16 protein-coding genes are annotated in these 21905 nt (G+C 60.3%); 12 read left to right on the top strand and 4 right to left on the bottom strand.

The features are described from left to right. Positions 1 to 80 precede the first annotated feature (80 nt). The 11 genes from rnr (at position 81) to AAGQ88_RS24060 (ending at position 16893) form a co-directional block, all read left to right on the top strand. Positions 81 to 2714 (top strand): ribonuclease R, encoded by a 2634-nt coding sequence (gene rnr, locus AAGQ88_RS24110; RefSeq protein WP_342653803.1) that lies wholly within the window; start codon positions 81 to 83, stop codon positions 2712 to 2714. Then, positions 2711 to 3472 carry a 23S rRNA (guanosine(2251)-2'-O)-methyltransferase RlmB gene (gene rlmB, locus AAGQ88_RS24105; protein WP_093465024.1) on the top strand — a complete coding sequence of 254 codons (762 nt, stop codon included), beginning with the start codon at positions 2711 to 2713 and terminating at the stop codon, positions 3470 to 3472. Before rnr ends, rlmB begins: the two co-directional genes overlap by 4 nt. Before the next feature lie 250 nt (positions 3473 to 3722). After that, positions 3723 to 4145, top strand: coding sequence for a 30S ribosomal protein S6 (gene rpsF, locus AAGQ88_RS24100; RefSeq protein ID WP_062379020.1), 423 nt, complete (start codon positions 3723 to 3725; stop codon positions 4143 to 4145). A gap of 28 nt (positions 4146 to 4173) precedes the next feature. Next, entirely contained in the window at positions 4174 to 4404 is a 231-nt protein-coding gene (gene rpsR, locus AAGQ88_RS24095) for a 30S ribosomal protein S18 (protein WP_037015707.1), read from the top strand. Between the two features lie 41 nt (positions 4405 to 4445). After that, entirely contained in the window at positions 4446 to 5342 is an 897-nt protein-coding gene (locus AAGQ88_RS24090; RefSeq protein WP_093465021.1) for a hypothetical protein, read from the top strand. Positions 5343 to 5362: 20 nt separating this feature from the next. Next, positions 5363 to 5809 carry a 50S ribosomal protein L9 gene (rplI, locus tag AAGQ88_RS24085; protein ID WP_062379016.1) on the top strand — a complete coding sequence of 149 codons (447 nt, stop codon included), beginning with the start codon at positions 5363 to 5365 and terminating at the stop codon, positions 5807 to 5809. A gap of 149 nt (positions 5810 to 5958) precedes the next feature. Then, positions 5959 to 7356 (top strand): replicative DNA helicase, encoded by a 1398-nt coding sequence (dnaB, locus tag AAGQ88_RS24080; RefSeq protein WP_093465019.1) that lies wholly within the window; start codon positions 5959 to 5961, stop codon positions 7354 to 7356. 104 nt (positions 7357 to 7460) lie between these two features. Then, the gene (locus AAGQ88_RS24075; RefSeq protein WP_342653802.1) at positions 7461 to 9770 is read left to right on the top strand and encodes a YgiQ family radical SAM protein; all 2310 of its coding nucleotides are present in this window, start codon (positions 7461 to 7463) and stop codon (positions 9768 to 9770) included. Positions 9771 to 10067: 297 nt separating this feature from the next. Continuing rightward, positions 10068 to 13361 carry a transglutaminase family protein gene (locus tag AAGQ88_RS24070; protein ID WP_342653801.1) on the top strand — a complete coding sequence of 1098 codons (3294 nt, stop codon included), beginning with the start codon at positions 10068 to 10070 and terminating at the stop codon, positions 13359 to 13361. A gap of 134 nt (positions 13362 to 13495) precedes the next feature. After that, a complete protein-coding gene (locus AAGQ88_RS24065) occupies positions 13496 to 15997 on the top strand; it encodes a circularly permuted type 2 ATP-grasp protein (protein ID WP_342653800.1) in 2502 nt (833 codons plus the stop codon). Further along, entirely contained in the window at positions 15997 to 16893 is an 897-nt protein-coding gene (locus tag AAGQ88_RS24060; RefSeq protein WP_342653799.1) for a transglutaminase family protein, read from the top strand. The genes AAGQ88_RS24065 and AAGQ88_RS24060 overlap by 1 nt, the downstream gene beginning before the upstream one ends. A gap of 154 nt (positions 16894 to 17047) precedes the next feature. Here the strand turns inward: AAGQ88_RS24060 and AAGQ88_RS24055 are convergent, their stop codons facing one another. Further along, positions 17048 to 17221, bottom strand: a complete 174-nt coding sequence (locus tag AAGQ88_RS24055) for a hypothetical protein (protein ID WP_342653798.1) — start codon at positions 17219 to 17221, stop codon at positions 17048 to 17050. Positions 17222 to 17649: 428 nt separating this feature from the next. Between AAGQ88_RS24055 and azu the strand changes: the two genes are divergently transcribed. Next, the gene (gene azu / locus AAGQ88_RS24050) at positions 17650 to 18096 is read left to right on the top strand and encodes an azurin (RefSeq protein ID WP_093465009.1); all 447 of its coding nucleotides are present in this window, start codon (positions 17650 to 17652) and stop codon (positions 18094 to 18096) included. A 185-nt stretch (positions 18097 to 18281) separates the two neighbouring features. Here azu and AAGQ88_RS24045 read toward each other — a convergent pair whose 3' ends face one another. The 3 genes from AAGQ88_RS24045 to pncB form a co-directional block, all read right to left on the bottom strand. Continuing rightward, entirely contained in the window at positions 18282 to 19298 is a 1017-nt protein-coding gene (locus AAGQ88_RS24045) for a DUF1338 domain-containing protein (RefSeq protein WP_342653797.1), read from the bottom strand. Between the two features lie 285 nt (positions 19299 to 19583). Further along, entirely contained in the window at positions 19584 to 20411 is an 828-nt protein-coding gene (gene nadE, locus AAGQ88_RS24040; RefSeq protein WP_285424101.1) for an ammonia-dependent NAD(+) synthetase, read from the bottom strand. A gap of 64 nt (positions 20412 to 20475) precedes the next feature. After that, entirely contained in the window at positions 20476 to 21675 is a 1200-nt protein-coding gene (gene pncB / locus AAGQ88_RS24035; protein WP_342653796.1) for a nicotinate phosphoribosyltransferase, read from the bottom strand. Between the last annotated feature and the right edge of the window lie 230 nt (positions 21676 to 21905).

The following is a 21905-nucleotide window of genomic DNA, read 5'->3' as shown; positions in this document are numbered from 1 at the left end:
TGTCTCAGCAAACGCTGTCTTCGCGTTTCAATCTGGTATATGCCAAACTAATTGCATACAGATAAGGTGAACTCATTCTAATGGCCGATTGGCAGTCCCTCGATCCCGAGGCCGCTCGTGAAGCGGAAAAATACGAAAACCCCATTCCTAGTCGTGAGCTGATTCTGGCGCACCTTTCCGAGCGCGGATCCCCTGCGGCCCGCGAGCAGTTGGTGGAAGAATTTGGCCTGACGACTGAAGATCAGATCGAGGCCTTGCGCCGCCGTCTTCGCGCCATGGAGCGCGATGCTCAGCTGATCTATACGCGCCGCGGCACTTACGCCCCTGTCGACAAGCTCGATCTGATCCTGGGCCGCATCAGTGGTCACCGTGACGGCTTCGGATTCCTGGTGCCGGACGACGGCTCCGACGACCTGTTCATGAGCCCCGCCCAGATGCGTCTGGTGTTCGACGGTGACCGTGCGCTCGCGCGTGTTTCGGGCCTGGATCGCCGTGGTCGCCGCGAAGGCGTCATTGTCGAGGTCATCTCCCGTGCCCACGAAACCGTGGTCGGCCGCTATTTCGAAGAGAGCGGGATCGGTTTCGTCGTGCCGGACAATCCGAAAATCCAGCAGGAAGTGCTGGTGACGCCCGGCCGCAATGCCGACGCGAAGATCGGCCAGTTCGTCGAAGTGAAAATCACCCACTGGCCAACGCCACGCTTCCAGCCGCAAGGCGATGTGGTCGAAGTCGTGGGTAACTACATGGCGCCGGGCATGGAAATCGATGTCGCGCTGCGTACCTACGACATTCCTCACGTCTGGCCTGAGGCTGTGCTCAAAGAGGCCGCCAGGCTCAAGCCGGAAGTCGAAGAGAAAGACAAAGAGCATCGCGTCGATCTGCGCCATTTGCCTTTCGTCACGATCGATGGCGAAGACGCCCGCGATTTTGACGACGCCGTTTATTGCGAAGCCAAACCGGGCAAGTTGCGCCTGTTCTCCGGTGGCTGGAAGCTTTACGTGGCAATTGCCGACGTCTCCAGCTACGTGAAGATCGGCTCGGCGCTGGACGCCGAATCCCAGGTGCGCGGCAACTCGGTGTACTTCCCCGAGCGCGTGGTGCCGATGTTGCCAGAGCAGCTGTCGAACGGTCTTTGCTCGCTGAACCCGCACGTCGATCGTCTGGCGATGGTCTGTGAGATGACCATCTCCAAGACCGGCGAAATGACCGATTACGTGTTCTACGAGGCGGTCATCCACTCCCATGCGCGCCTGACCTACAACAAGGTCAGCTCGATTCTCGAACACCCGAAAACGACCGAAGCCAAGCAGCTTCGCGGTGAGTACAGCGAGGTCGTGCCCGATCTCAAACAGCTGTATGCGCTGTACAAGGTGCTGTTGGGCGCTCGTCACACTCGCGGCGCAATCGACTTCGAAACCCAGGAAACCCGGATCATTTTCGGGTCCGAGCGCAAGATTGCCGAAATCCGTCCAACCACACGCAACGATGCCCACAAGCTGATCGAAGAGTGCATGCTGGCGGCGAACGTGGCGACTGCCGAATTCCTCAAGAAGCATGAAATTCCGGCCCTCTATCGCGTTCACGATGGTCCGCCGCCTGAGCGTCTGGAAAAACTTCGCGCGTTCCTTGGCGAACTGGGCTTGTCGCTGCACAAAGGCAAAGACGGTCCGACGCCCAAGGATTATCAGGCGCTGCTTGAAACCATCAAGGATCGTCCGGATTACCACCTGATCCAGACCGTCATGCTGCGCTCGTTGAGTCAGGCAGTGTACAGCTCGGACAATAACGGCCACTTCGGCCTGAATTACGAGGCGTATACCCACTTCACTTCGCCGATTCGTCGTTATCCGGACTTGCTGACTCACCGCGCGATTCGCAGCGTGATTCGCTCCAAGCAGGAAACGCCGCATGTTCGCCGCGCAGGCGCTGCGACCATTCCGAAAGCGCGCATTTATCCTTACGACGAGGCGGTGCTCGAGCAATTGGGCGAGCAGTGCTCGATGAGTGAACGCCGTGCCGACGAGGCCACTCGTGATGTCGTGAACTGGCTCAAGTGCGAGTTCATGAAGGACCGCGTGGGCGAGTCGTTCCCGGGCGTGATCACGGCTGTGACCGGCTTCGGCCTGTTCGTCGAGCTGACTGACATCTACGTCGAGGGTCTGGTCCACGTCACGGCATTGCCGGGGGACTACTACCATTTCGATCCGGTTCATCATCGTCTGGCAGGCGAACGCAGCGGTCGTAGCTTCCGACTGGGAGATACGGTCGAAGTGCGCGTCATGCGGGTTGACCTGGACGAGCGCAAGATCGACTTCGAGATGTCCGAGAAGACGACTAGCGCTCCGGTCGGTCGCAAGCGCAAAGCGGCTGAACCGGTTGCCGCCCAGCAGCCCAAAGAGAAAGAAAAGGAAAAGGCCACCGCGTCCCGTCCGAGTCGCCGCAGTGCCAACAAGGAACCGGTCGTCGAGGCCTACCGCCCCAGTGATGCCGCCGCGAAAAACGCTGAAGTCCGTAAGAGTCGGGAACTGAAAAAAGCTTTGTTGGCAGAAGCTAAGGGCGGTAGCAAGGCATCGTCGGGAAAGCCGGCAAGGAGTGATTCCGCTCCGGCAGGCAAGACGGCAAAACCGAGCAAACATCGTAAGGGTCCGCCGAAATCGGGCTCGGCGCCTGCCGCGAAGAGCGGTGGGGTGCGCAAACCTAAGGCCAAGTCATGAGTGCGTTGGAAAAAATCTACGGCGTGCATGCTGTAGAAGCGTTGTTGCGTCACCATCCCAAGCGGGTCAAGCAGATCTGGCTGGCTGAGGGGCGCAGCGATCCACGGGTTCAGGTCTTGATTGATCTGGCTGCCCAGAATCGGGTTTCCGTCGGGCAGGCCGAGCGTCGTGAGATGGACGCTTGGGTCGAGGGTGTTCACCAGGGCGTGGTGGCGGACGTAAGTCCGAGCCAGGTCTGGGGCGAGGCGATGCTGGACGAGTTGCTGGATCGCACGGAAGGCGCGCCTTTGATTCTGGTGCTGGACGGTGTCACCGATCCGCATAACCTCGGCGCCTGCCTGCGCACCGCCGATGCGGCCGGTGCGCTGGCGGTGATCGTGCCCAAGGACAAGTCCGCGACGCTGACGCCAACGGTGCGCAAAGTCGCTTGCGGTGCAGCGGAAGTGATTCCGCTGGTCGCGGTGACCAACCTCGCGCGTACGCTTGAGAAACTTCAACAGCGCGGTCTGTGGGTCGTTGGCACGGCCGGTGAGGCCGAACAGGAACTGTATCAGCAGGACTTGACCGGCCCGACCATCATGATCATGGGCGCCGAGGGTAAGGGCATGCGCCGACTGACCCGCGAACATTGTGATTATCTGGTCCGTCTGCCAATGGCAGGCAGTGTCAGCAGCCTCAATGTGTCGGTGGCGACCGGCGTCTGCCTGTTCGAAGCCATGCGCCAGCGCAGCGTCAAGGCGGCCGCTTCACGGAAGTAACGAGTTTCAGGCGGCAAACGGTAAGCTGAAACCACCCGCGATCAGCTTGTCGTTTGCGGCTTACAGCTCAAGCCTGCCTTTGTTCAAATAATCACCAATTTCCTTGCGCCGCCTCTGGTGCTTCTCTACAATTGCGCCCCTTGCTGTCATGGCAGGCGCTTTTGTGCCTGTCCCTGTGCAAGATAAACCAGTGTTATTCACTCCTTGTCTGACCGCTTTGGCGGCAGGCTACAACCCGTAAGGAGCATTCATGCGTCATTACGAAATCATCTTTCTGGTTCACCCGGACCAGAGCGAGCAAGTCGGCGGCATGGTTGAGCGTTACACCAAGCTGATCGAAGAAGACGGCGGCAAGATCCACCGTCTGGAAGATTGGGGCCGTCGTCAACTGGCCTACGCAATCAACAATGTTCACAAGGCTCACTACGTGATGCTGAACGTTGAGTGCACTGGCAAGGCTCTGGCCGAGCTGGAAGACAACTTCCGTTACAACGATGCCGTGATCCGTAACCTTGTCATCCGTCGCGACGAAGCCGTTACCGGCCAGTCCGAAATGCTCAAGGCTGAAGAGAACCGCAGTGAGCGCCGTGAGCGTCGCGACCGTCCTGAGCACTCCGACGCTGAAGGCGTTGACAGTGATGACAGCGACAACAGCGATAACGCTGACGAGTAATCCACGGACCTTTTGAGGAGCCTATTACATGGCACGTTTCTTCCGTCGTCGTAAATTCTGCCGCTTCACAGCTGAAAATGTGAAGGAGATCGATTACAAAGATCTCAACACCCTGAAAGCCTACGTATCTGAAACCGGCAAGATCGTTCCTAGCCGTATTACCGGTACCAAAGCTCGTTATCAGCGTCAGCTGGCTACCGCTATCAAGCGCGCCCGCTTCCTGGCCCTGCTGGCCTACACCGACAGCCACGGCCGCTGAGACCAGGTTCAGTCGACAAAAAGCAGTAAGGGATAAATCGCATGCGCGCCTTGGCTGAATTCATCATGCGCGGCCGCGTGCAAGCCACTCTCGTAGTGGTGGGATGTGCGGCGTTGCCGCTGTTGTTCTGGTTGAGTGCTGCCGCAGGGTGCCTTGTGCTCCTGCGACGCGGGTTGAGTGACGCCTTGAGCGTTCTCGCCTGGGCTCTGCTACCGGCGTTGGTCTGGTGGTATTTCGGTGAACCTCGCACCCTGATGGTGTTGCTGGGTTCATGGGGGTTGGCGGCCGTGTTGCGCGCCAGCGAGTCCTGGGTCCGCGTGCTGCTGGTCAGCGTAGTGGCGGGATTGTTGTACGCAGTGATTCTGGGAGCGGTTTTCCGCGAGCCCATCGAAGCCATGGCGGGGGAGTTGCAGAAACTTCTGCCCCACGTCTTCGGTGATGTCTACCAGCAGATGTCGGTAGAAGAGCGAGCGCGACTGGGAGCACTGATTACACCGGTCCTGAACGGCCTGATCGCAGCGTTGTTGCAGATCGTCAGCGTGGTATGCCTGATCCTTGGGCGTTACTGGCAGGCGCTGTTGTATAACCCGGGTGGTTTCGGTCGCGAGTTTCGCAGCCTGAGACTCCCGCGGGCACCGATGCTGGTGCTGCTGGTGTGCATGTTGGTGGGGCCGAACTTCGGTCCGCAACTGGCGATGCTGACACCGTTGTGCAGCGTGCCGCTGATGTTCGCGGGGCTGGCTCTGATTCACGGTCTGGTGGCTGCAAAGCGCCTGACCCGTTTCTGGCTGGTGGGGTTGTACGTCACGCTTCTGCTGTTCATGCAGCTGATTTATCCGTTGCTGGTGGTGTTTGCCATTGTCGACAGCCTGATTGATTTTCGCGGCCGGCTGGCGTCGAAAGATGCCGATGACGGTTCTGCGAACGGTGAAGGTTAAAGTTAAGAGGTTATTACCAAATGGAACTCATCCTGCTGGAAAAAATCGCCAACCTGGGCAACCTGGGCGATAAAGTAAACGTTAAGGCTGGCTACGGTCGTAACTACCTGCTGCCTTTCGGCAAAGCCACCGCTGCAACCGCTGCCAACCTGGCCGCGTTTGAAGAGCGTCGCGCTGAGCTGGAAAAAGCCGCTGCCGAGAAGAAAGCTTCTGCTGAAACTCGCGCTGCTCAACTGGCTGAGCTGGAAGTGACCATCACTGCAACTGCTGGTGACGAAGGCAAGCTGTTCGGTTCGATCGGCACTCACGACATCGCTGACGCACTGACCGCCTCCGGCGTTGAAGTTGCCAAAGCTGAAGTTCGTCTGCCGAACGGCACCATCCGTAACGTTGGCGAATACGACGTTGCCGTGCACCTGCACAGCGATGTTGAAGCTACCGTTCGCGTTGTTGTGGTGGCTGCTTAAGCAGTTCGATTCCCGCGCTTCGGTGCGGGCGTCTGATCGGTTGGCGACTCGCTCATCAGCCGGTTAGCATTGGGCACGATCCTGTTCGCAGGTCGTGCCCTTTGTCATTTCTGAGTATCCTGATTCAACCCCCCTGATTCCGTGTGGCCATGAACGATATTTCCGCTCCCGAGCAATACGATCTGCAAACCGCTGCCCTCAAGGTGCCTCCGCATTCCATCGAGGCCGAACAGGCCGTGCTCGGTGGTCTGATGCTGGACAACAATGCCTGGGAGCGCGTGCTGGATCAGGTTTCGGATGGCGACTTCTATCGTCATGACCACCGTCTGATCTTCCGCGCCATCGCCAAGCTGGCTGATCAGAACCTGCCAATCGACGTCGTGACGCTGTCCGAGCAACTGGACAAAGAAGGCCAGACCTCTCAGGTCGGCGGTCTCGGTTATCTGTCGGAACTGGCGAAGAACATTCCCTCGGTCGCCAACATCAAGGCCTACGCGCAGATCGTGCGCCAGCGCGCGACGTTGCGTCAGTTGATCGGCATCAGTAACGAGATTGCCGACAGCGCGTTCAATCCCGAAGGGCGCACCGCAGAAGAGATTCTCGATGAGGCCGAGCGGCAGATCTTCCAGATCGCCGAGGCGCGGCCCAAGACGGGCGGACCGGTCGGCGTCAACGATCTGCTGACCAAAGCCATCGATCGCATCGACACGCTGTTTAACCTGGGCGAGGGCATCACCGGCCTTTCCACCGGTTACACCGATCTGGACGAGAAGACCAGCGGCCTGCAGCCTTCGGACTTGATCATCGTCGCCGGACGACCGTCGATGGGTAAGACCACGTTCGCGATGAACCTGGTCGAGAACGCGGTGTTGCGCAGCGAAAAAGCGGTTCTGGTCTACTCGCTTGAGATGCCAGGTGAATCGCTGATCATGCGTATGCTGTCTTCGCTCGGGCGTATCGACCAGACCAAGGTGCGTTCCGGTCAGTTGGACGACGACGATTGGCCGCGGCTGACATCGGCGGTCAATCTGCTCAATGACCGCAAACTGTTCATCGACGATACCGCAGGCATCAGCCCGTCCGAGATGCGGGCGCGCACCCGGCGCCTGGTGCGCGAGCATGGCGATGTCGGCCTGATCATGATCGACTACCTGCAACTGATGCAGATTCCGGGCTCGAGTGGTGACAACCGGACCAACGAAATTTCCGAAATTTCGCGATCCCTCAAAGCGTTGGCCAAAGAATTCAACTGCCCGGTGGTCGCCCTTTCTCAGCTGAACCGCTCCCTCGAACAGCGCCCGAACAAGCGGCCGGTCAACTCCGACTTGCGTGAATCCGGAGCGATCGAGCAGGACGCCGACGTCATCATGTTCGTTTACCGGGATGAGGTGTATCACCCGGAGACCGAGCACAAGGGCATCGCTGAGATCATCATCGGTAAACAGCGGAACGGTCCGATCGGCTTCGTGCGGCTGGCCTTCATTGGTAAATACACGCGCTTCGAGAACCTGGCGCCGGGCAGTTACAACTTTGATGATGACGAGTAAAACCTAGCCGAATGGTCGGAATTGGTTATTTTTTGTGCTATTCTCCGCGCCCGCGATTTTCCACGAGAAACTCGCCTCCCTGATTACGAACACTGGTCATCGACATGCAAGCAGCCAAGCCGTTATTTGACTATCCGAAGTACTGGGCCGAATGTTTCGGGCCAGCGCCTTTCCTGCCGATGAGCCGGGAAGAAATGGATCAGCTTGGCTGGGATTCCTGCGACATTATCATCGTCACCGGCGATGCCTACGTCGACCATCCGTCGTTCGGCATGGCGATCATTGGCCGGCTGCTGGAGTCGCAAGGCTTTCGTGTCGGCATCATTGCTCAGCCGGACTGGAAGTCCAAAGACGACTTCATGAAGCTGGGCGAGCCGAATCTGTTCTTCGGCGTCGCGGCTGGCAACATGGATTCGATGATCAACCGCTACACCGCCGACAAGAAAATCCGTTCGGACGATGCCTATACGCCGGGTGGCATGGCGGGCAAGCGTCCCGATCGCGCCAGCCTGGTCTACAGCCAGCGCTGCAAGGAAGCGTACAAGAATGTGCCGATCGTGCTCGGCGGCATCGAGGCCTCCCTGCGCCGGATCGCGCATTACGACTATTGGCAGGACAAGGTCCGCAACTCCATCCTGATCGACGCCTGCGCTGACATCCTGCTGTACGGCAACGCCGAGCGGGCCATCGTTGAGGTCGCCAATCGCCTTTCTTATGGTGAGTCGATCGAAAGCATCACCGACGTGCGCGGCACTGCGTTCATTCGTCGTGACACGCCTGAGGGCTGGTACGAGGTCGACTCCACGCGCATTGATCGTCCGGGCAAGATCGACAAGATCATCAACCCATACGTCAACACGCAGGACACGCAGGCCTGCGCCATCGAGCAGGAAAAAGGGCCGGTCGAAGACCCGAATGAAGCCAAGGTCGTGCAGATCCTGGCGAGCCCGCGCATGACCCGCGAAAAAACCGTCATCCGCCTGCCGTCCATGGAAAAGGTGCGAAACGACGCCGTTCTTTATGCTCACGCCAACCGCGTGCTGCACCTGGAAACCAACCCGGGTAACGCGCGGGCGCTGGTACAGCGGCATGGCGAGGTCGATGTCTGGTTCAATCCGCCGCCCATTCCGATGACCACCGAAGAAATGGACTACGTGTTTGGCATGCCATACGCACGTGTTCCTCATCCGGCGTACGGCAAGGAGAAAATCCCGGCGTACGACATGATCCGCTTCTCGGTGAACATCATGCGTGGCTGCTTCGGCGGCTGTACGTTCTGCTCGATCACCGAACATGAAGGCCGGATCATCCAGAACCGCTCCCATGACTCGATCATTCGCGAAATCGAAGAGATCCGTGACAAGGTGCCAGGCTTCACGGGCGTGATTTCCGACCTCGGTGGCCCGACCGCCAACATGTACCGCATCGCCTGTAAAAGCCCGGAAATCGAATCCGCATGCCGTAAGCCGTCCTGCGTATTCCCGGGCATCTGCCCGAACCTGAACACCGATCACTCGGCATTGATTCAGCTGTATCGCAGCGCTCGCGAGCTGCCGGGCGTGAAGAAGATCCTGATCGCCTCGGGCCTGCGCTACGACCTGGCAGTCGAGTCGCCGGAGTACGTCAAGGAACTGGTCACGCACCATGTCGGCGGCTATCTGAAGATCGCGCCGGAGCATACTGAGGAAGGCCCGCTCAATCAGATGATGAAGCCGGGCATTGGCTCTTACGACCGCTTCAAGCGCATGTTCGAGAAGTTCTCCAAGGAAGCGGGCAAAGAGCAGTACCTGATTCCTTACTTCATCGCGGCTCATCCGGGCACGACCGATGAGGACATGATGAATCTGGCGCTGTGGCTCAAAGGCAACGGTTTCCGCGCCGACCAGGTGCAGGCGTTCTACCCGTCGCCGATGGCCAGCGCGACTGCCATGTACCACTCGGGCAAGAACCCGCTGCGCAAGGTCACGTACAAAAGCGACCCGGTGACCATCGTCAAGAGCGAAGAACAGCGTCGTCTGCACAAGGCGTTCTTGCGTTATCACGATCCGAAAGGCTGGCCAATGCTGCGTGAAGCGCTCGAGCGCATGGGCCGTTCCGACCTCATCGGCTCGGGCAAGAACCAGCTGATTCCGCTGCATCAGCCGGAAACCGACAGCTACCAGAGCGCGCGTCGCAAGAACTCGACGCCGGTGGGAAGCCACAAGGTCGCCAAGACTACCAAGATTCTCACCCAGCACACCGGCCTGCCCCAGCGTGGCAGCGACGGCAGCAAACCGTGGGACAAGCGTGAAGAGGCCAAGGCCGCTGCGGCTGCTCGCAACAAGCAGGCGGCCAAGGAGCGCGCTGACGCTGCGAAAGGCGGGAAGGGCGGCAAGAGCAAGAAGCCGTCCCGTCAGCCGGTGTTTCCACGCTGAATGATGCCGCAGTGAAAAACGCCAGCTTTCGAGCTGGCGTTTTACTTTCTCCCTTTCAAAACCTGCGCGCCAATGACCACGATTCGCACCGTGGCCCCCGGCAAATTGGCGGTTCCCGCGTAAATAACCCCACCCGCCTCATTTCCGTGCGACCCTTGCACCGTCCGCCGAAGCTGGCGCGATTTTGGTGCTGTGCTTAGCTGAGCGAGCATCATCAACGCCGAAGGCGCCTGACTTGCCTGGATGGCATAAGTCTTGCGCGGTTCCGCTACCGTCCAGGCTCGCAGGAGGCACGCCGTGTCGATTCACATTGCCTTGCACCACGTCACGCATTACCGCTACGAACGAGCGGTAGAACTGGGTCCGCAGATCGTGCGCTTGCGTCCTGCGGCTCACAGCCGCACGCGTGTGTTGTCCTATTCGCTGAAAGTCCTGCCTGACAATCACTTCATCAATTGGCAACAGGATCCGCAGGGTAATTACCTGGCCCGCCTGGTGTTTCCGGAAAAGACCGACGAGTTGCGCATCGAGGTCGACCTTGTCGCCGAAATGGCGGTGTTCAACCCTTTCGATTTCTTCCTTGAGCCGTACGCTGAGAACATCCCGTTCACCTACGCCCGGGAAGAGCATCACGAGCTGTTGCCGTATCTGGAAAAACTCCCGCTGACGCCGAAGTTTCAGGCGTACTTGAACAGTATCGACCGCACGCCGATTCCGGCCATCGACTTTCTGGTCAATCTCAATCAGCGGCTGGCCAACGACATCGGTTATCTGATTCGCATGGAGCCGGGCATTCAGACGCCTGAGTTCACGCTGGAAAACGCTTCCGGTTCCTGCCGCGATTCCGCCTGGCTGCTGGTGCAGTTGCTGCGTCATCTGGGGCTGGCAGCGCGTTTTGTGTCCGGCTATCTGATCCAGCTCAAAGCCGACGTTGCGGCGCTGGACGGTCCTTCCGGCACCGATGTCGACTTCACCGATCTGCACGCCTGGTGCGAGGTGTATCTGCCGGGTGCAGGCTGGATCGGTCTGGACGCGACGTCGGGACTGTTCGCAGGCGAAGGCCACATTCCGCTGGCCTGCAGTCCCGAGCCGTCTTCTGCAGCGCCGATCAGTGGTCTGGTCGAACCGTGCGAAACCCAATTCAGTCATGACATGTCGGTGGAGCGCATCTGGGAGGCGCCGCGTGTCACCAAGCCTTATACCGAAGAGCAGTGGCTGGAGATTCAGGCGCTGGGTCGTCAGATCGACACTGACCTGTCCGCCCATGACGTGCGCCTGACCATGGGCGGCGAGCCGACATTCGTGTCCATTGACGATCGTGACGGCAGCGAATGGAACACCGCCGCGCTCGGCCCGAAGAAACGGGCGTTGTCGGCTGAACTGTTCCAGCGCATGCGCAAGCATTATGCGCCTCAGGGCATCGTCCACTTTGGCCAGGGCAAATGGTATCCGGGCGAGCAGTTGCCGCGCTGGTCGCTGAACTGCTTCTGGCGACGTGACGGCGAGCCGGTATGGCGCAACAACGCCTTGATCGCCGATGAAAGCGAAGACTACGGCGCCGACAGCGAGACGGCCGGGCGCTTCCTGCGCAGCGTTGCCGAACGGCTGAAATTGCCTGCCCGCTACGTGTTCCCTGCTTACGAAGACAACTTCTACTATCTGTGGCGCGAGGGCGCGCTGCCGCAGAACGTCACCGCCGAAGACTCCCGGCTTGGCGACGAACTCGAGCGTGCGCGGCTGAACAGAGTGTTTTCCCAAGGGCTCGACAAAGTCGTGGGGCACGTGCTGCCACTGGCCCGCACGGCCGCCGATGATCGCTGGCAAAGCGGGCGCTGGTATCTGCGCGACGAGCATTGTCGGCTGGTGCCGGGCGACTCTGCCCTGGGCTACCGTCTTCCGCTCGCCTCGCAGCCCTGGGTCAAGGCAGCCGAGTATCCGTACATTCACCCCAATGACCCCAATCAGGAATTCCCGGACCTGCCGGACCGTGAAGCGCTTCAGTCCCGGCTGGACGGGCTGACCGAGCAGGCCGACCCGGAAGCGGAGCGGACGCCAGTCATCGACGAGTCCGCCGACTGGTTGACCCGTACGGCGTTGAGTGCCGAGGTGCGAGGTGGCCGGCTTTATGTGTTCATGCCGCCATTGCAGTCGCTCGAGGCCTATCTGGAACTGGTCGCTGCCATTGAATCGACTGCGCAGGAACTGCATTGTCCGCTGCTGCTGGAAGGCTATGAGCCGCCGAGCGATCCGCGTCTGGCCAACTTCCGCATCACGCCGGATCCAGGTGTGATCGAGGTCAACGTGCAGCCGTCGTCCACGTGGGACGAGCTGGTCGAGCGCACCGAGTTCCTGTACGAGCAGGCGCGGCTGACCCGCCTGACCACCGAAAAATTCATGATCGACGGGCGCCACACCGGCACCGGCGGCGGCAACCATTTCGTGCTCGGCGGCGCGACACCGGGCGACTCGCCCTTCCTGCGCCGACCTGATCTGCTGCGCAGTCTGTTGAGCTACTGGCACAACCATCCCTCGTTGTCCTATCTGTTTTCCGGGCTGTTCATCGGGCCGACCTCGCAGGCGCCGCGTGTCGATGAGGCGCGCAACGACTCGCTTTACGAGCTGGAAATCGCCTTCTCGCAGATGCCAGCGCCTGGCGAGGAATGTTCGCCATGGCTGGTGGACCGGCTGCTGCGCAACCTGCTCATCGACGTGACCGGCAACACGCACCGCGCCGAGTTCTGCATCGACAAGCTCTACTCGCCAGACGGTGCAACGGGGCGGCTGGGGCTACTGGAGCTTCGTGCATTCGAGATGCCGCCCCACGCGCGAATGAGCCTTGCGCAGCAGTTGCTGTTGCGCGCGCTGGTGGCGCGGTTCTGGCGTGAGCCTTACGCCCCGGCAAAACTGGCGCGGTGGGGCACCGAGTTGCACGACCGCTTCATGCTGCCTCACTTCATCGAGCAGGATTTTGCCGATGTGATCGTCGAGCTCAACGCTGCGGGTTACCCGGTGCGCGCAGAGTGGTTCGCCGCGCATCTGGAGTTTCGATTCCCCAAGGTCGGCGATTACGCGGTCAGCGGCATCGAACTGGAGCTGCGTCAGGCCCTGGAACCCTGGCACGTGCTGGGCGAAGAGGGCGCCGCCGGTGGCGCGGTGCGTTATGTCGACTCGTCTCTTGAACGCCTGCAGTTGAAGGTGACCGGTCTGCCGCCGCAGCGCTACATGCTGACCTGCAACGGCGTTCCCGTGCCGCTGCAGCCCACCGGGCGAGTGGGTGAATTCGTGGCCGGCGTGCGCTATCGGGCCTGGCAACCCTTCAACGCCCTGCAGCCGACGATTCCGGTGCATGCGCCGCTGGTATTCGACATCCTCGACACCTGGATGCAGCGTTCTCTGGGCGGCTGCGAGTATCATGTCGCGCATCCTGGAGGTCGCAATTACGAGACCCTGCCGGTGAACGCCAACGAGGCCGAAAGCCGACGCCTGTCGCGGTTCTTCCGCGTCGGCCACACGCCCGGCAAGCTGTCCGTCCCTGCGCTGACCATCAACGATGAACTGCCCATGACGCTGGATCTGCGTCTGCACCGATAAGATCACGGCCCGGACCGATCGCCTGACCCGATCGTCAGGCGATCCGGCACCGCAAGCGGCCGCAAGGAAGCGAGCCTCTGCGTGTCATTGTGTCTGCGCTAATCTGACTCCTTTAGTTGTCTGCCGAGCCTTCCATGCCTGACCTGCTTGACCGATATCCGCTTTCTGCGGGCACTTATCACGAAATGCTCGACGCCAGCGGCGCGGTTCGGCCGCATTGGTTGCGCCTGTACGAGCATTTGCAGCGCAGCACGCCCGCGCAATTGATCCAGCGTCAGGCGTTGCTCGCCCGGCAGATTCAGGAAAATGGTGTCACCTACAACGTCTACGCCGACCCCAAGGGCGCGGATCGTCCGTGGGAACTGGATCTGCTGCCGCATCTGATTCCGGTCGACGAGTGGCAACAGGTCGCTGCCGGAATTGCCCAGCGCGCGCGATTGCTCAATGCCGTTCTGGCTGATCTCTACGGCCCGCAGCAACTCATTGCCGACGGTTTGCTGCCGGCTGAGCTGGTCTTTGGTCACAACAATTTCCTCTGGCCTTGCCAAGGGATGAAGCCACCGGAAGGCACGTTTCTGCATGTTTATGCGGTGGATCTGGCGCGCACGCCGGATGGACGCTGGTGGGTCACCGCCGACCGGACTCAGGCTCCCTCGGGCGCAGGCTACGCGCTGGAAAACCGCCTCATCGTGTCGCGGGCTTTTCCGGAGTTGTACCGCGATCTGGAAGTGCAGCACCTGTCGGGCTTTTTCCGCTCGCTGCAAGAAACCCTTGCGCGTCAGGCGCCGAGCAGCCACGAAGCGCCGCTGGTCGTCCTGCTGACACCGGGTCGCTTCAACGAAAGCTATTTCGAACATCTTTACCTGGCAGGGCAGCTGGGCTATCCGCTGGTAGAGGGCAGCGACCTGACCGTGCGCGACGCCACGGTGTACCTCAAGACCTTGAGCGGGCTGCGCCGGGTGCACGCCATCATGCGGCGTCTGGACGATGACTTCTGTGATCCGCTAGAGCTGCGAACGGATTCCGCGCTCGGGGTGCCGGGCCTGCTCGAAGCCGTGCGTCAAGGTCGGGTACTGGTGGCGAACGCGCTGGGCAGCGGTGTGCTGGAGTCGCCGGGCCTGTTGGGTTTCCTGCCGAAAATCAATGAACACCTGTTCGGCGAAGAATTGATACTGCCGTCCATTGCAACGTGGTGGTGCGGCGAGCCGCCGGTGCTCGCTCAGGCACTCGAGAAGCTGCCCGAGCTGTTGATCAAACCGGCTTTCCCGTCTCAGAGTTTTGCCCCGGTCTTCGGTCGCGATCTTGACGAGGGTCAGCGCCAGGCATTGGCGGCGCGCATGCAGGCCAGGCCCTACGCCTACGTCGCTCAGGAACTGGCGCAGTTGTCCCACGCGCCGGTCTGGCAGGGCGAGGACGGCCAGCTGCAACCTCGTGCCATCGGCATGCGCGTCTATGCGGTGGCGACGGCAGACGGATACCGCGTGCTGCCGGGTGGGCTGACCCGCGTCGCCGCCGATGCCGATGCCGACGTGGTGTCGATGCAGCGCGGCGGGGCCAGCAAGGACACGTGGGTGCTGGGTGAGCGGACGCTGGGCAGCGAGCCGTGGAAAGGTCGTCGGTCCCTGGGCGTGCATGACCTGATTCGCCGCGATCCCTATCTGCCCTCGCGTGTCGTCGAGAACTTGTTCTGGTTCGGCCGTTATTGCGAACGGTGCGACGACAGTGCGCGGCTGCTGCGCATCATGCTGGCGCGTTATGTCGACGGCGATGACCCCGCTGCGCTGCAAGCCGCCGTCGAACTGGGCGAGCGGTTGAACCTGCTGCCCCGCGAAGACGAGGAAACAGGCACGGCGCTGCACGAGCGTCTGCTGGCCGCTTTGCTCGGCGATGAGTGGCCGTTCAGTCTTCGTTCAAACCTGCAGCGGCTGCAGTGGGCAGCCTCTCAGGTGCGTGGCAAGTTGTCCCGAGAGAACTGGCAGGCGCTGGTCGAGCTGCAGCGCGAAGCGATGAGCCTTGAAACCGACGCCCCGGACTTCGGTGAGCTGCTGGACTTTCTCAATCGGCTGGTGATGTCGCTGGCTGCGTTGTCCGGCTTTGCACTGGATGACATGACCCGCGACGAAGGCTGGCGCTTCTTGATGATCGGGCGTCGCATCGAGCGCCTGCAATTCCTCAGCACAACGCTGGCGGCTTTTCTGCGCAGCGATGCCGTGTTCGACCAGGACGCACTGGACTGGCTGCTTGAGCTGGGCAACAGCAGCATCACGTACCGCTCGCGTTACCTGGCGCTGCCGCAGTTGATTCCTGTGCTCGACCTGCTGCTGCTCGATGACCAGAACCCGCATGCCGTGCTGTTCCAGCTCAAGCTGGTGGCGCGATCACTCAAACGCCTGAACGACGATTTCGGTGCGCCGGCGGACAACAGCCTGACTGTGCTGACCCAGCGTCTGGCGGTGTTTGATCTGGGATGCCTGGAAAATGGCCTGTTCGGCGAGAGCAGTGTCCAGGCTGCGCTGCACGGGCTGGCCGATCTTCTGCAAAGCGTTGGGGATATCAGCGGTCAGGTGTCTGACCGGCTGGCGTTGCGCCATTTCGCCCATGTCGATGATGTCAGCCAGCGCACGGTGTCCGTCTGATGAACAGCGCTCATTACCAGATCCTTCACGACACTCACTACAAATACGACAGTCCGGTTTCGCTCGCTCAGCAGCTCGCGCATCTGTGGCCCAGATGCAGCCCGTGGCAGCGATGCCTCGAACAGGATCTGCAGATCAGCCCGACACCGACCACGCGCCGCGATGAGCTGGATGTCTTCGGCAACCCGCTGACGCGCCTTGCATTCGAGCGTCCCCACGATGAACTGCAGGTCAATGCGCGACTGCACGTCGAAGTGCTGGAGCGTCCCGCGCTGGATTTCCAGCAGTCGGCTTCGTGGGATCACACGCGTGGCACCTTGACCTACAGCGCGTCGAAAATGTCGCCGGACATCCTCGACGCCTGTCGTTATCGCTTCGAATCGCCCTATGTGCACTTGAAGCAGTCGTTCGTGGCGTTCTCGGAAAGTTGCTTCCCGGCGGGGCGCCCGATGCTGCTGTGTGCGCAGGCATTGATGGAGAAAATCTTCGACGAGTTCACGTTCGATGGCGAAGCCACCCAGGTCGCGACCCCTTTGGTGCAAGTGCTGGAAACGCGCCGTGGCGTGTGTCAGGACTTCGCCCATCTGATGCTGGCGTGCCTGCGCTCCCGCGGGCTTGCGGCGCGTTACGTCAGCGGCTATTTGCTTACCCAACCACCGCCGGGCCAGCCCCGGCTGATCGGCGCTGACGCATCGCATGCCTGGGTTTCGGTTTTCTGTCCATTGCTCGGCTGGGTGGATTTTGATCCGACCAACAACATTCAGCCTGCGCTGGAGCACATTAGTCTGGCGTGGGGCAGAGACTTTTCTGACGTCTCGCCGCTGCGTGGCGTGATTCTGGGAGGGGGTAATCACGACCCCGAAGTCCGGGTTACCGTGATGCCGATTGCAGAGTAAGACGGGCGTGATATCGGTTGCAGTCGGGGACTTGCCCGCGATGCGCAGGTGAGTCCGGCACATCTGTATCGGCGGACAGGTCCATCGCGGACAAGCGCATTCAGCAAGGGGTGATTCCGACCCGCAGCAGGCAGGTCAGCGGTCTCCAATCAATTCATTCAGCCGGTTTTTCTTCGCCTGGCTGCTCGGCGGTATGTTCGTCCGCCGCGTCACCCTCGGCCAGCGCTTCGGCTTTTTCAGCCTGTTTGCGTTGAGCCTTTTCCTCTTTCTTCTGCTCCTTGGCCAGATCGCGTTGGCGTTTGGCGAAGGAATAGTTGGGTTTGGCCATGGGCAGTCCTCAAGTGGGGCAATAAGTCCGTTCATTCTGCCTGAGTTCGGCGCTCACTCGGGCCTGTATTTTCGCGGGGGCCAATGTGCTGTCCGGCAAAAAACCTGCGCGTGTCGCGTGCTCAGGCATTGCGACCGGCCTGGGCGTAATGGCTATAGTCCTGACGCGCGCTGTCGTAATCGCCGCCAGCGCCACAGGCATAGGCCGCGAGCAGGCTGCGGAAAAAGTGGTTGAGTTGCATGATGATCGTCCTGATAGATGAGTGACAGAGCGATGATAGAAGGCCACAGTGCTGCCCGCCGCTTGATTGTCTCGATGGCCCTGATAGAGCCCTTCTGAACAGTTTCATAATCAGGTGTTGATAAATTGTTCAAAGTTAGGGCAGTCTTTGTATACAAAAATCAGCAGTACCCACTAGGAGACGTACCATGATTCGCAAGCTTGTAGTCGCATCCTTCCTGACCCTGGCCAGCGGGCATTTGCTGGCGGCGGAATGTTCGGTCGAGGTCGACTCCACTGACCAGATGACCTTTTCCACCAAGGCCATCGAAATCGACAAGAGCTGCAAGGAGTTCACCGTCAACCTGAAACACTCCGGCAGCCTGCCCAAGAACGTCATGGGCCATAACCTGGTGATCAGCAAAGAAGCCGATATGCAGCCAATCGCCACCGATGGCCTGAGCGCCGGCATCGACAAGCAATATCTGAAAGAAGGTGATGCGCGCGTCATCGCCCACACCAAAATCATTGGCGCAGGCGAAACCGATAAGGTGACGCTCGATGTTTCGAAACTCGATCCGGCCGAGAAATACGGCTTCTTCTGCTCGTTCCCCGGCCACATCAGCATGATGAAAGGCACGATCACGCTGAAGTAATATTCGTCGTTTGATTTCCTGTAGGAGCGTGGCTTGTCCCGCGACCGGCGACAGGGTCGTCGTAAATGCTGCAACATCGGTCTTCCTGACACACCGAAGCTGCTGATTTACGGCTGCTGCGCAGCCGGTCGCAGGGCAAGCCAGCTCCTACAGGTATTCACAGGTTTCGCTAATTGAGAAAGCCCTCAAGACGCGGTCATCTTGAAAATCCCCTGTGCATTACTGCTGTCGAAATTCAGGTCGATCTTGCCGTTGTCCGGGTCGATCTTGCGTTGGATGAACTCGACGAACGACCCCGGCACCTGATGCGTCTTGAGCACGCCTTCGGCATTCAGCAGCTCGCGACTCACCGTGCAAGCCTTGTAGGCGGTCTGCATCACGCGACCTGACGTAGACACCTCGATGCTGTCCTTCATGGGCCGCTCGCGGCGAATCTGTTCCTCGACCGTTGCTTCCAGATCGGCGACTCGATCGGTGAGGTGGTTGAAGCTGTTGCCTTCGGTTGCAATCCAGGCCATTTCTGCGCTTTCGCTGAGCAGTTGGCGATAGTCAGCTTCGCTGACGACGCCGTGCTGACGGGCAAAGGCGCGATAAAGGCCGGGCAGCAGACGCCTGGCTTCGTCCAGGCTGCAGTGGCGAGTGGCGTGCAGACGTTTGAGGGTGCTCAGGTCCTCGCTGCCCAGCGGGTCACGGCTTGAGCTGACGACGCGGCCGACTGCCTGCTGGAATGCCTCGCTCAGGCGGCCGGGATGCAATTCGGAGACGAAGAACTGCGCGATCTGCTCGGGCAGGTCCATCTGACGATAGCCCCAGCCGGTCATGTTCAGTTTTGTCAGCGGATAGGTGCGCACGTCGGTAAAACCCAGCGGCTCCAGCAGGCGGGAAAACGCGAGGCGGCCGCGCGGCAGTTCGCCGTTGTCAGCCCAGTCGACGGTGCGGATCGCGCCGTGGTCGAACACCACCTTGCGGCCCGATTCAAATTGTTCGTTCACATAACGCAGACCGTCCGGCACGGCTTCCACCAGCTTGTGGAACAGACACAGGTTCAGGGCCTGAGCGATCCAGACGCGATGGATCGCGTCTTGCGACCAGGAGAAGTCCTGCAAGCCTTGAGGAACCTCGACACGGTGTTCGAGCCAGTCAGCAGCGGGCTGGCCAACGGTGGACGCAACAAGATTGAAAAGGCCTTGGAAAGCGGTCATGGATAGCGGCTCTGGGCAAGAATGTCAGGACGCTATGTAAGCTGCGATGACGAACGCCATCAAGCGAAAAAAAACGACGGGTTCATTCCGTTTTCTATTGAATGCCCCTTGCATGCCGACCAGCTGACATCCTCCGAATCAACTGCAGGAGCGAACTCGCCCGCGAGGAATCGGGTTCAGCCACCCAAAATGTTTTGGATGGCTGGCCTTTTCGTCCAGATGCGGCCAGGACACCGCTCGCTCCCACAGGTTTTGCGCGTTTTCGGACCCATCAATGCGCTTGCTTTACGGCGCGTAAGGCAAGTCGCGTTTGTGCTGAGTCTTGCGATAGGTGTTGACGATGATGTCGAAGGCCTCCTGACGCAAAGGCTGGCCGTGCAGGAATGCATCGATCTCGGCATAGGTCACGCCGTGGGATGCCTCGTCTGGCTTGCCCGGTACGAGGTCCTCGAGGTCGGCCGTCGGTACTTTCTCGACCAGAAACTCCGGCGCGCCGAAGCTGCGGGCAATCGCGCGCACCTGGTTTTTCACCAGGCCGCTCAACGGCGCCAGGTCGCAGGCGCCGTCGCCGAACTTGGTGAAGAAGCCCATGACCGCTTCGGCGGCATGATCGGTGCCGATGACCAGCCCGCCACGTACGCCTGCGATGGTGTACTGCGCGACCATCCGCGTGCGGGCCTTGACGTTGCCTTTGACGAAGTCGACCGCAGCGTCGGGCTGACCCTCGAACGCTTTGACCTGCTCGACCAGTGCCTTCACCGACGGCGCGATGTCGACGGTGTGGCGTTCGTCCGGATTGATGAAGTCCACCGAGGCCGTGGCCTCGTGCTCGTCGTGCTGAATGTGATACGGCAGGCGTACGGCAATGAACTGATAGGCGTTGTCGCCGGTGCTGTCGCGCAACTCCTTCACCGCGCGCTGGGCCATCAGGCCTGCGGTCAGCGAGTCGACGCCGCCGCTGATTCCCAGTACCAGCACCTTCAGGCGAGCGTTTTGCAGGCAGTCCTTGATGAACTGAATACGACGTGCAACTTCGGTTTCTAGCTCGCCCTGAGTGGCGAAGGGGGCCTGAACCTTGAGTTCTCTGGCGATCTCGAGCTGTACGGCTTGCATGATTGACTCCTCATGAGGAAGAAGAAAAAGAGGCATTTCAAGAAAGTGAAAAGCGGTGCTCGAGTCAGGCTGGCACCTTGAATACATGACGCAGGTAGGACACGAATTCCGGGTCCTTGCACTGCGTTTTTCCGGGCTCGTCGGAGATCTTCGCGACGGGCTGGCCAGCACAGGCAGTCATCTTCAGCACGATGCTCATCGGTGCGATACCGGGGACGTCGGCGGTCAGGTTAGTGCCGATGCCGAAGCTGACATTGATCCGACCACGCAACGCCCGGAATATTTCCAGGGCTTTGGGCAGGTTCAGGCCGTCGGAAAACACCAGCGTCTTGCTCATCGGATCGATGCCGAGTTTCTGGTAATGCCGGATGCATTTTTCCGCCCACTGCACCGGATCACCCGAGTCGTGGCGCAGGCCGTCGAAGAGCTTGGCGAAGAACAGGTCGAAGTCGTTCAGGAAGGCGTCGGTGGTGATGCAGTCGGTCAAAGCGATGCCCAGCAGCCCCCGGTATTCGCGGACCCAACAATCGAGCGCGGCGATCTGGCTGTCGATCAGGCGCGGCCCCAGTTGCTGGTGCGCCATGATCCATTCATGGGCCATCGTGCCCAGCGGCTTGAGGTCGAACTTTCGCGCCAGATGGACGTTGCTGGTCCCGACGAACTGTCCGGGGAAGTCCTTTTTCAGGACCGAGACGACGTCTTCCTGCACGGCAAAAGAGAAGCGTCGACGCGTGCCGAAATCGGCAACCTTCAGATCGGCGAGTTCGTCTGCGGTGGCGGTCGCGGTCAGCCAGTCGAACTTGCGATACAGCTGATCGCGCGCCTGACTGAGCAGCGTTTCAGGATTGCGGTGGCGGTTGCGCACTTCGCTGACGATGGCCAGGATCGGCACTTCGAACAGGATCACGTGCAACCAGGGGCCGGCAAGTCGGATGCACAGCTCATCGTTTTCGATGCTGGTATGCACGTAGCGAAGGTTGAAGCGGAACAGGCCGAGAAAGCGCAGAAAATCCGGCTTCATGAAGTTGATGCGTTCCAGAAAACCGGTTTCTTCCACGCTCAGGGACAGGTCGCAGAGCTGTTCGATCTGCTGACGGATTTGTGTCAGATAAGGGCGAAGATCTTCGTTGTTGCGGCAGCGAAACTCCCACTCCACATCCACGTTCGGGTAGTTGTGCAGCACAGCCTGCATCATGCTCAGCTTGTAGAGGTCGGTATCGAGCAGGTTTTGCACGATGCGATCCGCGAAAGCGCTCTCACTCATTGTGTCGCTCCAGCCAGCAGTGGCCGCCCAGGGTGCGGCCGTGGAATCGGGTCGATGTCGCATACAGCCTTGTGGCAGCACCAATGTTGGCTTCCTGCCACTACGTCCGGCCTGTTATTGACGATGGCGGACATAATGCCAGTCGTCGTGCGAGAGGGGCAGAAATGTTTCAGCCATTGATTGGGTGCACCTGATAAACACGGGCTGAAACGCCTGTGCGTGGACTGCCG

It is taken from the genome of Pseudomonas sp. F3-2 (assembly GCF_038804275.1).
In the GTDB taxonomy this organism is placed as follows: domain Bacteria; phylum Pseudomonadota; class Gammaproteobacteria; order Pseudomonadales; family Pseudomonadaceae; genus Aquipseudomonas.
Note: the sequence above shows the minus strand (reverse complement) of the source record. Positions and strands in the feature narration are given on the sequence as shown.